The organism is Sphingomonas pituitosa NBRC 102491 (assembly GCF_001598435.1).
Lineage (GTDB): Bacteria > Pseudomonadota > Alphaproteobacteria > Sphingomonadales > Sphingomonadaceae > Sphingomonas > Sphingomonas pituitosa.
The window spans coordinates 288,409-304,401 of record NZ_BCYY01000001.1 but is presented as its reverse complement, the minus strand read 5'-3'; the positions used below and the strand labels follow the sequence as shown (position 1 = coordinate 304,401).

Below are 15,993 nucleotides of genomic sequence, written 5' to 3'. Positions count from 1 at the left end.
GGTGGGGATACGATGTCGATGATCCAAAGATCGCGGGTTACGTATTAATGCGTATACTGAGGATATTTGTCCTCCTTCTTGCCCTTTGTTCCGGCCATGCTGCGGCCGCGCGGGTCTCCGCCGTTGCCCTGGCGCGCGATGCAGGCTGGCAATGGTCCGTGATTCCGGCCGGTGGCTTCGATCTGGCCGTGGCGCGGCGTCCCGGCATCGCGCGCCCGGACGTGCTGACCGTGTATATAGAGGGCGACGGCTTCTCCTATGCCGCGCCGGGCCGCCGTGCGATGGACCCGACGCCGACCGACCCGGTGGCGCTTCGACTGGCCTTGCGCCATCCTGGCGGCGGCGCAGTCGCCTGGCTCGCGCGCCCTTGCCAATACGGCCCCCGCGCCCGGAACTGCCAAAGCGATTATTGGAGCGTTGCGCGGTACGCGCCGGAAGTGATCGACGGCACCGGTGCCGCGCTCGACCGGCTCAAGGCCGATGCCGGCGCATCGCGACTGATCCTGGTCGGCTATTCGGGCGGCGGCGCCCTTGCGGCGTTGCTGGCCGAGCGGCGCGACGACGTTGTCGGGCTGGTGACGGTCGCCGCCAATCTCGATCTCGGCGCATGGACCGCTGCCCATCGTCTGACGCCGTTGTCGCGTTCGGTCGATCCCGCCACCGACGCGGCGCGCCTGTCCCGGCTGCCGCAGGTGCATTTCGTGGGCGCGGAGGATCGCAATGTCACCCCGGCCATCGCCCGCGGCTTCGTGGGAAAGATGGCGGCGGGTGCGCCCGTGGCGATCGTCACGGTTGCCGGCCAGGACCATGGCTGCTGCTGGGCCGGGCAATGGCCCCTGCTGGCCATGCGCGACGATCTTGCGCGGGTTCCGGGCTGGGGGAGCGTGAAGCCATGACCTGGAACCTTTCCCCGGCCGATCGCCCCCATGTGCTGGTGGTCGGCGATGCGATGATCGACCGCTACATCATCGGCGAGACGCACCGCATCTCGCCGGAGGCGCCGGTGCCGGTGGTGCGTGCCGGCCGCGAGGAGATACGCGCCGGCGGTGCCGCCAATGTGGCCGCGAATGTTGCCGGTCTCGGCCCGAGATGCAGCCTGCTGACGATCTGCGGCGACGATGCCGCGGGCGCGGACCTCGCCCGGCTGATGGCCGATCACGGCGTTGCGCTCGATGCCGTGGTGGAGGCCGGCCAGCGCACCACGCAGAAGACCCGGCTGATCTCCGGCGTGCAGCAAATTGCCCGGATCGACCAGGACAGCACCGCCGGGCCGGCGGCGCGGGCCGACCTCGCGAACCGCTTCGAGCGGAGCCTGGACGGCGTCTGCGCGGTCATCTTCTCGGACTATGACAAGGGGACGCTTGCCGATCTGCCGACGCTGATCGCCATTGCCCGGCGCCGCGGCGTGCCCAGCTTCGTCGATCCGAAGGCGCCTGATCCCGCCCGCTATGCCGGGGCCTCGTTGCTGAAGCCCAACGCACGCGAGTTTCACGCGCTGTTCGGCGCATGCCCCGAGGATCGGATCGCGGCGCGCGCGCAGCAGGCGCTGGCCGAACTGGATCTCGACTATCTCGTCGTCACCCGCGGCGCGAAGGGCATCCTGATGGTGTCCCGCGACGGTGACGTGGTCGAGCACCCGACCGAGGCGCTGGAGGTGTTCGACGTGACCGGTGCGGGCGACACGATCATCGCCGCGCTCGTCGCCGGCATCGCCGAAGGTCTGCCGATGGCCGCGGCGATCGACCAGGCGAACCTTGCCGCCAGCATCGCGGTTTCCCGGCCGGGCACCTATGTCGTGACCCGCGCCGATCTGGAAGAGCGGCTGGACCGGCGCAGCCACGGCGCGAGCAAGCTGGTGTCCCTGCCGCTGCTGCTTGCCCGGCTGGATCAGGCCCGGGCCGGCGGCGCGCGGATCGTGTTCACCAATGGCTGTTTCGACATGCTGCATGCCGGCCATGTCCGCCTGCTGGAGCTGGCCCGGCGCAAGGGCGACCTGCTGGTCGTCGGCCTCAATGCCGATGCGTCGGTGCGTCGGCTGAAAGGCGGTGCGCGGCCCGTCAACGGACTTTCCGACCGCGCCGAGGTGCTGAGCGCGCTGACCTCGGTCGATCATGTCGTGGCGTTCGAGGAGGATACGCCGCTCGACCTGATCCGCGCGATCCGGCCCGACATTCTGGTCAAGGGTGGCGACTATAGTGCCGAGACCATCGTCGGCGCCGATCTCGTCCGGGATGCCGGCGGGGAGGTGGTCATCGCCCCCCTGCTCGCGGGACGATCGACCACCGCGATGCTTGCGGCCATCGGCCCATGATCGCGCCATGCCACGCCCACCTGATCTGCAACGCCTCCATCGGATGAAGAAACCGCACCCATGAACACGCCAACGCAGAACCTGACCGTCGAGCAGGCGCTGGCCCAGGCCAACGCCCATTGGAATGCCGGACAGGCCGATCAGGCCGAACGGCTCTGCCAGCAGGTGCTGGCGATGTGGCCCGGGCAATCCGACGCCCTCCACCTGATGGGGCTGATGGCGCATGCCTATGGCAATCTGGACCTGGCGATCGACCACATCCGCGGCGCCTGCCAGGCACCGCGCGCGCCGGCCATCTATCTGAGCAACCTGGCCGAGATGTGCCGCCAGGCCGGCCAGCTGGCCGAGGCCGAACAGGCCGGGCGCCGGGCGGTGGCGATGGACAGCACCCTGGTTGCCGGCTGGAACAACCTCGGCATCGTCCTCCAGGAAGCCGGCAAGCTGGAAGAGAGCCTGACCTGCCTCGAGCGGGTGGTGGCGCTGCAGCCGGACTATGCCGAGGCGCACAACAATCTGGGCAACACGCTGAAGCGGCTGGGGCGGCTGGACCAGGCGCGGACGCAGTACGAACGCGCGTTGGCGCTGGTGCCCAGCTATGCCGAGGCGCTGAGCAACCTTAGCCATCTGCTCAACGATCTGGGCCTGCCGGACGAGGCGCTGGCCCATGCGCGCCGCGCGATCGACGCCAATCCCCGCCTGTCCGACGCCTGTATCAACGCCGCCGCGGTGGAAGTGGCGCGCGACCGCTACGAGGACGCGCTGCGCTGGATCGATTCGCTGCTGATCTCGGTGCCGATGCATGTCGGCGGGCTGGGCGTGCGGGCGACGATCCTGCGCCGGTTGGGGCGGTTGGACGAGGCGGCGGCCGATGCCCGCCGGGCCGTCGCCGCAGCGCCCGAGAACGGCGAGACGCAGAACATCCTGGGCGAGGTGCTGCAGGCGCAGAACCGGACCGACGAGGCGCTGGCGGCGTTCGATCGGGCTGCCCAGCTCCCCGGCTTCGGCCGGGAAAAGGCGCTCATCAACCGCGGCGTGCTGCTGATGGAGCAGGGCGACCGCGCCGGGGCGAAGACGGCGTTCGAGCAGGTGCTGGCCCAGTTCCCCCGCTCCGCCGCCGCCTGGTTCAACATCGCCGACCTGCAGCGCTTCGAACCCGGCGATCCCGCGATCCCGGCAATGGAGGCGCTGCTCGCCCCCGGCGGCGTGCAGGTGCAGTCGGATCGCACCGCGCTGCAGTTCGCGATCGGCAAGGCGTGGATGGATGTCGGCGATGCGGAGCGCGCCTTCACCTATCTGGATGCAGGCAATCGGGAGAAGCGGGCGACCTTCGCCTATGATGCCGGCGCCATCGACCAATGGATGTCGGACATCATCGCCGCCTTTCCGGCCGAGCTGCTTGCCCGGCCGCGCGCGGCGACCGCGGGCAGCGACCTTGCCGTGTTCGTGCTCGGCATGCCCCGCTCGGGCACCACGCTGATCGAGCAGATCCTGGCGTCGCATCCCGCGATCGCCGGCGCGGGCGAACTCTCGACCCTGCAGCGCCTGGTCCAGCAGGGCGGCGGCTATCCGGCGATCGCCCGGCAGCTCACGGCGGAAACCGAAGCCGCGCTGGGGCAGCAGTATCTGGACGCGATCCGGCCGATGGCGGGCAACCACCGCCGGCTGGTCGACAAGATGCCGTCGAACTTCCTGTTCGCCGGGCTGATCCACCGCATCCTGCCCGAGGCGCGGATCGTGCATGTGCGCCGCGATCCGGTGGATACCTGCCTGTCCTGCTACACCAAGCTGTTCAGCCGCGAGCAGCTGTTCAGCTATGATCAGGTGGAGCTGGCACGCTTCTACCGCAGCTATGAACGGCTGATGGCGCATTGGCGCGCGGTGCTGCCGGCGGACCGGTTCCTCGAGCTACGCTACGAGGATGTGGTGGCGGACATCGAGCCGGAGGCGCGGCGCCTGATCGCGTTCTGCGGGCTCGACTGGAACCCCGCCTGCGTCGATTTCCACGCCACCGCGCGCACCATCCGCACGGCCAGCGTCAACCAGGTGCGGCGCCCGCTATACAGCAGCAGCATCGGCCGCTGGCGCGACTATGCCGAGCATCTCGGGCCGCTGCTCGAAACGCTGGGCATCGATCCGGCCGAAGTGCCGGACGCGCCTGCGGCCGCCAGGGCGAAACGTGCGGGCAAGGCCTCGGCCAAGCGCGCGGAGAAGCCGGTGGCGGCGCATTGAGCGGCGCGGTGACGGACACCAAGGCGCTGGAGGGGCAGGCACAGGCACTGCTGGCAGCCGGGCGCGGCGCCGAGGTGGAGGCGATGCTGCGGCCGCTTCTGGCCGGCGGCAGCGGCCCCGTGGCGCTGTGGGCGCTGCTGGCCCAGTCCTATCGCGTGCAGGGGCGCGTGGCGGAGGCGCGGCCGATCCAGGAAATGCTGGTCGATGCCCTGCCGGGGCATCTTCCCACCCGGTTCGACCTTTCGGAGACGCTGTTGCTGCTCGGCGATTTCGAGCGCGGCTGGCGCGAGTACAGCTATCGCTACAGCCTGGCGCACACCACGCGGATCGAGCGCAAGGTGCAGCTTCCGCGCTGGGACGGGCGGCCGATGCCGGGCCAGACGCTGCTTATCCATGACGAGCAGGGCTATGGCGACACGTTCCAGTTCCTGCGGATGGTCGCCTGGGCGAAGCAGCGCAGCCAGGCGCAGGTGGTGCTCGAGATCAACCACGAAATGGCGAGCATCGCGCGGCGGATGCCCGGCTTCGATGCCGTCACGCTGCGCGGCGAGCTGCCGCCGCCATTCCACGCGCACTGCGAGATGATGAGCCTGCCGATGGTGATGGGGCTCAAGCTCGGCGATCTTCCGGGGGATCCGATGCCCTATATCACCGCCTTGCCCGACCGGCGGGCGGCCTGGCGGGCGCGGTTGGCGCAATATTCGGGGCTGAAGGTCGCATGCCTGTGGGCGGGGCGGCCGACGCACCTGAACGACGCCAACCGATCGATGTCGCTGGCGGCGCTGGCGCCGCTGGGGCAGGCGGGGATCACCTTCTTTTCGATCCAGAAGGGCCCCACCGAGGGCGATGCCCTGCGGCCGCCGCCGGGCATGAACCTCGTCAGCCTGAGTTCCGAGATCCGCGACTTCGAGGATACGGCGGCGATCCTCTCCGAAGTCGATCTGCTGATCTCGATCGACAGCTCGCCGGTCCATCTCGCCGGCGCGCTGGGGCGCCCTGCCTGGGTGATGTTGCCGCTGCTGCCCGACTGGCGCTGGCTGCAGGGCCGCGACGACTCGCCCTGGTATCCTTCGGTGCGGCTGTTCCGCCAGACCGAGTGGGGGCGGTGGGACCAGGTGATCGCACGTGTTGCTGCAGCGCTCGCGGACCTCAAGGTCGCCCCCCGCGCTCTATGTGGCAAGGCTACGGGATAATACAGTGGTAGTTGACTCCTCCCGTAGCGAAGCTCAGGGTAAATTCAGGTTAATCTATGATGACAAGAATCGTTAGATTAGGAACTTGCGTCGGAGGGGTTTTGTTTCGGTCTGGATTTCAATGGGATGCATGCGGTTCAGGGAATAAATCATGTCCCTGGCTTGTCATGGTCCTTGTGAACTGACCGAAGATTCCGGTGCGCAGCATTTTGGGGCATGATCTATGCGTTCGAATCGCGACCGGGCAATCCTGGCAAGTTCCTCCATGCTGGTGTTGGGGGTGGCGCTTGCTGCGCCGCCAGTGCTGGCACAAGATACTACGATCGCGACATCGGTCACTACCGGAACGACGTGGAGCGGGGCGGTATCGCCGGGCAGTAATTTTACAATTACCTCCATCGGCACGATCAACACTGCCGACCCGAGCGCCCTCACCATCACCGGCGGGGCCGGGGCGGCGGTGGGCACGCTGTCGAACGCTGGCCTGGTCAACGACACGGCGGGGTCCGGGGTCGCGATCCGCGTGGGCACGACCGGTACCGACACGATCAGCGTCGCTGCGCTGAACAACGCAGCGACCGGCACGATCTCGGCGGTCACGACGGGAATCCTCGTGAATGCGGTCGGTACGATCGGTGTGCTGACCAACGCAGGGCGCATCAGCGGGCGCACCGCCGTCACCAATTCCGGATCGATCGGATCGCTCAGCAACACCGGCGTGATTGCGGGCACGACCCGCGGTATTCAGAATGCCGCCACGGGCAGGATCGGCACGCTCAACAATTCCGGCACGATTACCGTGGCCGCAGGGGCCGCGGGTGCCGCGGGCGGCATCGCCAACAATGGCGGCTCGATCCTGACGCTGATCAACACCGGCACGATCATCAGCAGTTCCAGCAGCGGCATCGGCAACAACCAGACCAGCTCCTCGATCGGTCAGATCACCAATAGCGGCCTGATCAGCGGCGCGACCGGCGGCCTCTGGAATTCGGGGACGATGTCCCAGGTCACCAATACCGGGCGGATCATCGGTGCCCAGGCCGGCGTCTTCCATACCAGCGGCACGATCGGCACGATCAACAACAGCGGCACGATCAGCGGCGGCAGCTATGGCATTTCGATCGGCAGCGGCGCTTTCAATTCGCTGATCAACAGCGGAACGCTGAGCGGCGCCATCGCGCTGTATCTCGCATCGGGCGTGTCCGTGCCCAACATCAGCAACAGCGGTGTGATCGCCGGCAACATCAACAACCTGAGCGCCAACGCGCTGACGATCACCGGCGGCACCGGCGCCACCTTCGGCACGCTGACCGGCAGCACGCTGACGAACAAGGGCAGCATCACCAGCACGCTGGCGAACCTGGTGTTCGCATCCGGCAACCTGGTGCTGAACGACAATATCAACGCGACCGGACGGACCGTCAGCAATACCGGCGCGAACCTGGTGCTCAACAGCAGCATCAACCTTGCCGGCGCCTATACCCAGACGACGGGCACGCTCGACGTGAACCCGCTGGGCGGCCTGATTGCGACCGGCGCGGTGACGGTGAGCGGCGGCACGGTCCAGTCGAACTTCGTCAGCACCGGCAATTACCTGGCGGGCACCTACACGCTGCTCAGCGGCTCCAGCCTGAACCTGGCCGGCGCGACGGTGACGATCGGCAGTCTCACCGGCCTGGACCGATCGTCGAGCACGAGCGGCACGGCGCTGCAGCTGACCGTCATCAACGACTATATTGGCGGCTCGCTGGCTTCTGTGACCAATGCCGCGGCGCTGACCAGCTCCGCCACGGGCCTGTATGTCGCGACGACGGGCAGCATCGGCACATTCTCCAACACCGGCACACTCGGCGGCGCGCAGTTCGGCGTCAACAACCGCGGCACGATCGGCCTGCTGAGCAATTCGGGCCGCATCACCAACAACAACTTCACCGCGCTGTGGAACCAGGGCAGCATCGGCCAGCTGGTCAACACCGGCACGATCACCAACAGCAGCTGGGCGATCCTGAACAGCGGCACGATCGGCACGCTGACCAACAGCGGCGTCATCGCGGGCGCGGGCAACGCGGTCCAGAACAACGCGGTCATGACGCTGATCGACAACAGCGGCACGATGTCGGGCGGGAGCGGCGGAAACGTCATCGCCGGCGTTTTCGGCACGGTGCGCAACAGCGGCCTGTTCCTGGGCAACGTCAACGGGAATGGCGGCACGATCGGCACCATCATCGGCGGGTCGGGCGGCACCGTCGGCACCTTCACCGGCTTCAACGGCACGGTGCAGGGCACGCTGGGCGTCGATGCGAACCTGACCTTCGCGTCGGGCGCGCTGCTGCTCAACGATACGATCACCGTGAAGAACGTCGCCGCCAGCGGGGTCACCGTCAGCAATACCGGTGCCGACATCACGCTTTCGACGATCGTCAACGTCAATGCCAAGTTCAGCCAGAGCGCCGGTTCGCTGAACCTGGGCAATGCGGGCAAGCTGGCCGTAACCGAGGCGGCGACGTTCACCGGCGGCACGATCACCACCGGTGCCAACGGCTTCTCGGCCACCGCCACCTATATCAAGGGCGCGACCGGCGGCACGCTGGTGAGCGGCGGCGTCGGCTCCAGCTACGCAGGCGTCAGTATCGTGTCGAGCGGCGGCTTTACCGGCCTGGCCTTTGGCAGCGCGACCAGCGGCACCAACCTGCTGCTGGCGGCCAACAACATCTATGTCGGCGATACGCAGGCCTCGATCAACCATAGCGACTCGATCAGCGGCGTTACCTGGGCGCTCTACGTCGCCAATACCGGCGCGATCGGTACCCTGATCAACAGCGGCACGCTGACCGGCCTGAATGATGGCCTCAGCAGCAATGGCAGCATCGGCAGCCTGTCCAACAGCGGCCTGATCAGCGGTGGGCAAAAGGGCCTGGGCAACCAGAGCACGATCACCAACCTGACCAACACATCGACGGGCACGATCCTGGGCGGAACCGCCGCGGGGCTGCAGAACGATACTTCGATGGGCACGCTCACCAATGCCGGCCTGATTTCCTCGGGCTCGGCTGGCTTCGCCAATTACGGCACGCTGGGCTTGTTGAGCAACAGCGGCAGCATCAACGGCGGGCCGCAGGGCATCTATCTCGACGGCAACAGCAACACCGGCACGATCAACAACAGCGGCACGATCACTTCGGGGCAGAGCGCCGTCCAGGTCAGCGGCACACTGGGCGCGCTGGTCAACAGCGGCTATATCGGCAACGCCACCAACGCGGTGAACGTCGCCGGCTCGCTTGCGACGCTGATCAACCAGAACGGCGGCACGCTCAGCGGCAACAACGTGATCTACGTGTCTGGTAGCCTGGGCGGGCTTTCCAACAGCGGCGTGATCAAGGGCCGGATCGACAACCAGACCGCCAACAACCTGACGATCACCGGCGGCGCGGCGGGCACGATCGGCACGCTGACCGGCACGTCGGGCATTGGCACGATCAACAACACGCTGAGCAATGTGGTGTTCGCGTCGGGCAATCTGCTGCTGAACGACCGGATCATCGCGACCGGCCGCACCGTGAGCAACACCGGCGCCAGCCTGTCGCTGACCAGCAACATCAGCATCACCGGCAATTACAGCCAGTCGGCAGGCACGCTGAGCCTGACCCCGGGCACCAGCAGCCTGATCGTCAGCGGTGCGGTGAACCTGAGCGGCGGTACGGTCGCCGCCAGCCTGTCCAGCACGGGGAATTACCTGGCGAGCAGCTATACGCTGGTCTCCGGCGGCGCGAGCTCGTCGCTTTCCGGCGCTACCGTTTCGACCGGGACCGTCATCGGGCTGGCGAGTTCGTCGAGCATCAGCGGGAACAACCTGCTGCTGGCGATTACCAACGACTATGTCGGCGGATCGCTCACGACGCTGGCCAACGCGGCATCGCTCACCAGCGCCGCCACCGGCCTGTATGTTGCAACGACCGGTACCATCGGCACGGTGTCCAACACCGGCACGCTGGGCGGCATGCAGTTCGGCGTCAACAACCGCGGCAGCATCGGCACCCTGAGTAACGCCGGGCGCATCACCAACGTCAATTTCACCGCGCTGTGGAACCAGGGCAGCATCGGCCAGCTGGTCAATACCGGCACGATCACCAACAGCAGCTGGGCGATCCTGAACAGCGGCACGATCGGCACCGTGACCAACAGCGGCGTCATCACCGGCGCCGGGGTCGCGATCCAGAACAACGCCGTCATCGCCGTCGTCAACAACAGCGGCACGATGTCGGGCCAGACCGCGCTGGCCGGCACGTTCGGCACGGTCATCAACGCCGGCCTGATCCGCGGCAACATCAACGCCAGCGGCGGCGTGATCGGCACGATCATCGGTGGTTCGGGCGGCGCCGTCGGCACGTTTACCGGCGCGACCGGCACCACACAGGGCACGATCGGCGCGAGCGGCAACCTCACCTTCGCCGCGGGGTCGCTGCTGCTCAACGACACGATCACCGCGGTCGGCATCGCCGCCAGCGCGCTGACCGTGAGCAATACCGGCGCGGACATTTCGCTTTCGACGATCGTCAACATCAACGGCAATTTCACCCAAACCGCGGGCACGCTCAATCTGGGCAGCACCGGCCGTCTGGTCGTGAGCCAGGCCGCCAGCATCACCGGCGGCACCATCGCGGTCAGCGGCCTGTCGAGCACCGGCAACTATACCGCCGGCACGAACGCGGGCACGCTCGTCTCGGGCGGCGCGGGATCCAACTATACCGGCGCCAGCATCAGTGTGGCCGGCGTCTCCGGGTTGCTCGCCGCAGCGACGACCAGCGGCACCAACCTCGTGCTGGGCATCAGCAACGACTATGTCGGCGGCACGCTCGCGTCCCTCGACAACAGCGGCAGCATCGGCGGCGTGGCCAACGCAGTGTACATCGCCGCGACCGGCAACCTGGGAACGCTGGGCAACAGCGGCACGCTGTCGGGAACCGACAGCGGCGTGTTCAACGCCGGGCAGGTGGCGCTGCTGAGCAATGCCGGCCTGATCGAGGGCGGCAACCCCGGCCTCTCCAACGCCGCCACCGGCCGGATCACGGCGCTGGTCAACACCGGCACGATCAAGACGACCAACGACGCCTTCGGCACCGGGCTGCAGAATGCCGGCAGCATCGGCACGCTGACCAACAGCGGGTTGATCGGCAACAATCTCGGCATCTACAACAATGGCGGCACGATCGCGCAGCTGGACAACCAGGGCACGATCGGCGGTGCGACGGCGCTGTTCACCACCGGCAGTATCGGCGGCATCACCAATAGCGGCGTGATGCTCGGCGCGATCGTCAACAATTCCGCCAACGACCTGACGATCGCCGGCGGCAGCGGCAGCACCATCGGCACGATCACCGGCGTCGGCGGCCAGACGAGCATCGTCAATACCGCCAGCAATCTGGTGTTCAGCGGCGGCAACCTCGCGCTGAACGCGGCGATCGACGTGACCGGCCACAGCGTGCTCAACACCGGCGCGGCGCTGACGCTGCCGGGCATGGTGAGCATCACCGGCGACTACACCCAGTCGGCCGGATCGCTGATCCTCGACCCCGGCGTCGGCGGGCTGGCGGTGAGCGGCATTGCCACGCTGTCCGGCGGCTCCATCGTCGCGGCGTTGTCGGGCTCCGGCACCTATCTGGCGGGCACGTCCTATACGTTGATCCAGGGCGGTGCGGGTTCGTCCTACAGCGGCGCAAGTTTCGCCTCGACGGGCGTGAGCGGTCTCGGCGTGACGACCTCGGTCGCCACCATCGGCGGCAGCACCAACCTGCTGCTGTCGGTCACCAACGACTATATCGGCACTTCGCAAGGTTCGCTGGTCAACACCGGTACGCTCAGCACCGCGACGGCGGTCTATGTGGCGTCCGGTGCGACGGTGGGCGTCCTGTCGAACAGCGGCACGCTTACCGGCAGCGCCAATGGCGTGCTGGCACAGGGCTCGATCGGCACGCTGTCGAACAGCGGCCTGATCCAGGGGCCGAATGCGCTGGTCGCCGCCAGCGGTATCGGCGTGGTGGCGAACAGCGGCGCAATGCTGGGCAACGTGCGCAACCAATCGGCCAGCGCGATGACGCTGATCGGCGGCACCAGCGGCTATGGCACCTTCTCCGGCCAGGGCGGCGCCCAGGGTACGATCACCAGCACCGGCGCCGATGTCGTACTGGCATCGGGCAAGATCCTGCTCGACGATGCGGTGGTGGTGACCGGCCACCGCCTGACCAACAGCGCCGCCACCGTGCGGCTCGACCGAGCGGTGAACGTCACCGGCAATTTCAGCCAGACCGGCGGCACGCTGGAGATGACGGCAGGCACCGACACGCTGATCGTCAGTGGCACGGCCGCGCTCAGCGGCGGCACGATCGCGCTCGACGGCTTCTCCGCTACCGGCAATTATCTGGCCGGCTCCGGCGGGGGCACACTGGTGCAGGGCGGGGCGGGCTCGAGCTATGGCGGCCTGGCCTACACCGCGAACATCGCCGGCATCGAGGTCGGCGGCGCCACCCAGGGCACCAATCTCGTGGCGCAGGTCGCCAACAATTATGTCGGTGGGACGCTCGCGGCGCTGACCAACACCAGCGCGCTCAACGCCAGGACCGCCATCTACGTCGCGGGGACGGGTTCGATCGGCACGCTGACGAACAGCAATACCGTCACCGCCACCACGGGCCTGGTCAACAACGGCACGATCGGCGCGATCGCCAACAGCGGCACCATCGCGGCGCCGGTGGCGATTTCCAATGCCGGCACGCTGGGCCCGATCACGAACAGCGGCGTCATCGCGGGCAACATCCAGAATGTGTCGAGCACGGATCTGCGCATCGCCGGCGGCAGCGGGACCAGCTTCGGCACGCTGACCGGCTTTGCGGCGGGCAGCCAGGGCACGATCACCAACCTTGCGAGCAATCTGGTGCTCAGCGGCAACCTCGTGCTCAACGATGCGATCAACCTCGGCACCCGGGGCCTGGTCAGCAGCGCCGCGCTGCAGCTGAACAATGTGGTGCGGGTGACCGGCAACTACACCCAGACGGGCGGTGCGCTGCTGATCGGGGTGACCTCCACCAGCGTCTATGGCCAGCTCCAGGTCAGCGGGTCGGCAAGCCTTACCGGCACGAACGTGCGGCTCATCGCGCTGGGCGGCACCAGCGTCTCGGCCGGGTCCGCCTTCACGGTGGTCAAGGCGGGTGGCGCGCTGACCTATAGCGGGCTGACCGCCTCGATCAGCGGCCTTGACGGCAGGTTCTCCACCGCCACCGGCGGCGGCACCTCCGATCTGGTGCTGACGGTGCTGAACACCGTTCCGGCGACGCAGTTCGCCCCGACCGGCGTTTCGGCCGGCGGCTCCGGTGTCGGGACTGGGGCCGCGCTGGACGCCATCGTCGCCGCAGGCAACGGCACGGGCAGCGCGGCGGCGCTTCCCGTGATCAACGAGGTGCTGTTGCCGCTCGCCGCGCTGCCGATCGCGGAGCAGGAGCGCGCGATCGTCCAGCTTTCGCCGACGCAGCTGACGCCGCAGGTCGTGGCCATCGCGGTATCGCCGGCGGTCAACGCGATCATCCAGCACCAGGAAGTATTGGCAGCGAACGCCAGCGGCCGCGAGGAGCGCGGCATGGCCGCCGGCTCGCAGGGCCAGCGTGGCAGCGTGTGGGGACAGATCCTGGTCAACGCCGCGAAGCGCGGGGAAGCGAGCGGCGCCTCGCCCTATGCGGCCAACAGCTTCGGCGTCATGGCCGGCGTCGACCTGATCGGCACCACCAACCTGGTCGTCGGCGGCGCGCTGAGCTGGGTAGGCAGCACCGCCAACGGCCGTTCCGACCTGACCGGCAGCCGCACCCGCCTCAACAGCTTCCAGGGAACCGCCTATTTCACCTGGCAGCCGGGCGATCCGGAAAAGAGCGGGCTCGCGATCGATGGCCAGCTCGGCTTCGGGTTCAACCACTATCGCCAGCAGCGCCGGATCGACTATCTCGGCCGGACCGCCGAGGCGTCGTATAACGGGAAGCAGTATCTCGGTGGCCTGCGCGTGAGCTATACGGTGCCGCTCAGCGATACCGCCTCGCTGACGCCCTTTGCCGGGGCGCGCGTGGTCCACCTCGACAATGACGGCTATACCGAAAGCGGTGCGGGCGCCGCGAACATGCAGGTGCGCAAGCTCTCGGTCGACTCGTTCAACCACGAGGTGGGTGTGCAGGGCGCGGCGATCTTCGAAACCGCCTCGGGCCGCTTTGCGCCGTCGCTGAAGATCGGCTGGACGCATAACTACAAGAACGGCCCGATACCGCTGAGCGCGGTATTGGGTGGCGTGACCTTCACCAGCACCTCGACGCGCGGCCCGAGAGACGGTGCCCTGATCGGCGCGGGTCTGTCGTTCATGCGGACCGATCGCCTTCGGATCGGCGTGCAATATGATGGCGAACTGCGCAACGCGTTCCAGAGCCATTCGGGAACGGTGAAGCTTACGATCAATTTCTGAGGCGACGGCGCTTTCGATCGATTGCCTGCGATCGGAAGCGTCGGCACCGCGCCTTCGCCAGGCGGGGCGCCGGCATGGTGCCACCTGCCGTCACAGCAGCCGACGCATCCGGTGTGTGCGCGACCCCGCCTGCGGCATGCAGGGGACGGTCCCTGGAGGTAGAATGACGCCCGAGGTGAAAGCGCTGGGCACTCGGATCATTGGGAAATCTTCATTGGAAGCGCCGCTTCATCGAGACCGTCGCGATGGTCTGGGGCGGGATTGTCGTGGAGTGGAAGCCTCAATGTGGGGCTCCCGTCCGATCGAGGTTGCTATCTCTTGCGGCAACGGCGAAGCGGGATGCTGTCATAGCCGCAACCGCATGTCCGTGGGAGGATCCCCAGACCTCAACATCTAACCCGGTTGATTTTGGTACGAACTAGTCCCTATAGCGAAATCGACGCTTCAGCAGGAGCGCGCCGGGAGAGGAAGTAGCGGCTATGGTTTCGTCCCAACTGGGGAGCGGTGTCCGGCCGACGCGCGTGCGGTACGCCATGCTGGGGCTGATCGCTTGCGGCACCCTCATCAATTATCTCGATCGCACCATCCTCGGCGTCGCGGCGCCGATGCTTACCCGCGAACTGGGCATCAACGCCGCGTTGATGGGGGTGATCTTTTCGGCCTTCAGCTGGTCCTACGCCGCTGCGCAGGTGCCGGGGGGCGCCTTTCTGGACCGGTTCGGAACGCGGCTGACCTATGTCCTTTCCGTCGGCTTCTGGTCGCTGTTCACCTTATGCCAGGCGTTCGTTTCCGGCATTACCGGGCTCATCGGGTTGCGGCTGGCACTCGGCGTGGCGGAGAGTCCCTGCTTCCCGGCGAACAGCCGCGTCGTCGCCACCTGGTTCCCGCGCGACGAGCGGGCCTTCGCCACCGGTGTCTATACCGTGGGCGAGTATATCGGCCTCGCCTTTCTCAGCCCGCTCCTGTTCGCGGCGATTGCGCATTTCGGCTGGCGCTCGCTGTTCGTGGGCGCGGGTGCGGTCGGGCTGGGCTTCGCGCTGATCTGGTGGAAACACTATCGTGATCCGCGCGAGAGCCGTGCCAACCAGGCCGAACTCGACGCGATCGTGGCGGGCGGCGCGCTGCTCGACCAGCCGCTGCGCCAGCGCTTCGATTGGAACGCGGCCGGACGCCTGCTGCAGACGCGGCAGATGTGGGGCATCTGTCTCGGCCAGTTCGCCGGCAACTCCACGCTCGTCTTCTTCCTTACCTGGTTCCCGACCTATCTCGCCAACGAGCGCCACATGGATTGGCTGAAGATCGGCTTCTTCGCCGTCGCGCCGTTCATCGCGGCGTCGGTGGGTGTGCTGTTCGGCGGCTGGTGGTCGGACCGGATGCTGGCGCGGGGCCATTCGCCGAACGTTGCGCGCAAGCTGCCGATCATCCTCGGCCTGCTGCTCGCCTCGAGCATCGTCGCAGCCAATTTCGTGCAGAGCGACACGCTGGTGATCGCGATCCTCAGCCTTGCCTTCTTCGCACAGGGCATGGCGGCGCTCGGCTGGACATTGGTGTCGGACCTCGCGCCCGAAGGGATGCTCGGGGTTACCGGGGGCGTGTTCAATCTCGCCGCGAACCTGGCCGGGATCGTCACGCCGCTGGTGGTAGGCGCGATCGTGGCGGCGACCGGCAGCTTCTTCTACGCGCTCGCCTTTATCGGCGGCGTCGCGCTGCTCGGCGCCTTTTCCTACATCTTCATCCTCGGCGACGTCCGCCGGATCGTGCTCGACTGA

6 protein-coding genes are annotated in these 15,993 nt (G+C 67.5%); all 6 read left to right on the top strand.

What is annotated here, in order from left to right:
• The first annotated feature begins 158 nt into the window (after positions 1-158).
• The 6 genes from SPI01S_RS01390 to SPI01S_RS01365 all read left to right on the top strand — a co-directional run bounded on the left by SPI01S_RS01390 (position 159) and on the right by SPI01S_RS01365 (position 15,993).
• The gene (locus SPI01S_RS01390; protein ID WP_245653425.1) at positions 159-896 is read left to right on the top strand and encodes a hypothetical protein; all 738 of its coding nucleotides are present in this window, start codon (positions 159-161) and stop codon (positions 894-896) included.
• Positions 893-2,311, top strand: coding sequence for a D-glycero-beta-D-manno-heptose 1-phosphate adenylyltransferase (rfaE2, locus tag SPI01S_RS01385; RefSeq protein WP_066716970.1), 1,419 nt, complete (start codon positions 893-895; stop codon positions 2,309-2,311). The genes SPI01S_RS01390 and rfaE2 overlap by 4 nt, the downstream gene beginning before the upstream one ends.
• A gap of 60 nt (positions 2,312-2,371) precedes the next feature.
• Positions 2,372-4,540 (top strand): tetratricopeptide repeat-containing sulfotransferase family protein, encoded by a 2,169-nt coding sequence (locus SPI01S_RS01380; RefSeq protein WP_066716967.1) that lies wholly within the window; start codon positions 2,372-2,374, stop codon positions 4,538-4,540.
• Positions 4,541-4,548: 8 nt separating this feature from the next.
• Positions 4,549-5,733, top strand: a complete 1,185-nt coding sequence (locus SPI01S_RS01375) for a tetratricopeptide repeat protein (protein WP_245653424.1) — start codon at positions 4,549-4,551, stop codon at positions 5,731-5,733.
• 265 nt (positions 5,734-5,998) lie between these two features.
• Positions 5,999-14,224 carry a hypothetical protein gene (locus SPI01S_RS01370; protein ID WP_157084508.1) on the top strand — a complete coding sequence of 2,742 codons (8,226 nt, stop codon included), beginning with the start codon at positions 5,999-6,001 and terminating at the stop codon, positions 14,222-14,224.
• A gap of 479 nt (positions 14,225-14,703) precedes the next feature.
• Positions 14,704-15,993 (top strand): MFS transporter, encoded by a 1,290-nt coding sequence (locus SPI01S_RS01365; protein WP_066716960.1) that lies wholly within the window; start codon positions 14,704-14,706, stop codon positions 15,991-15,993.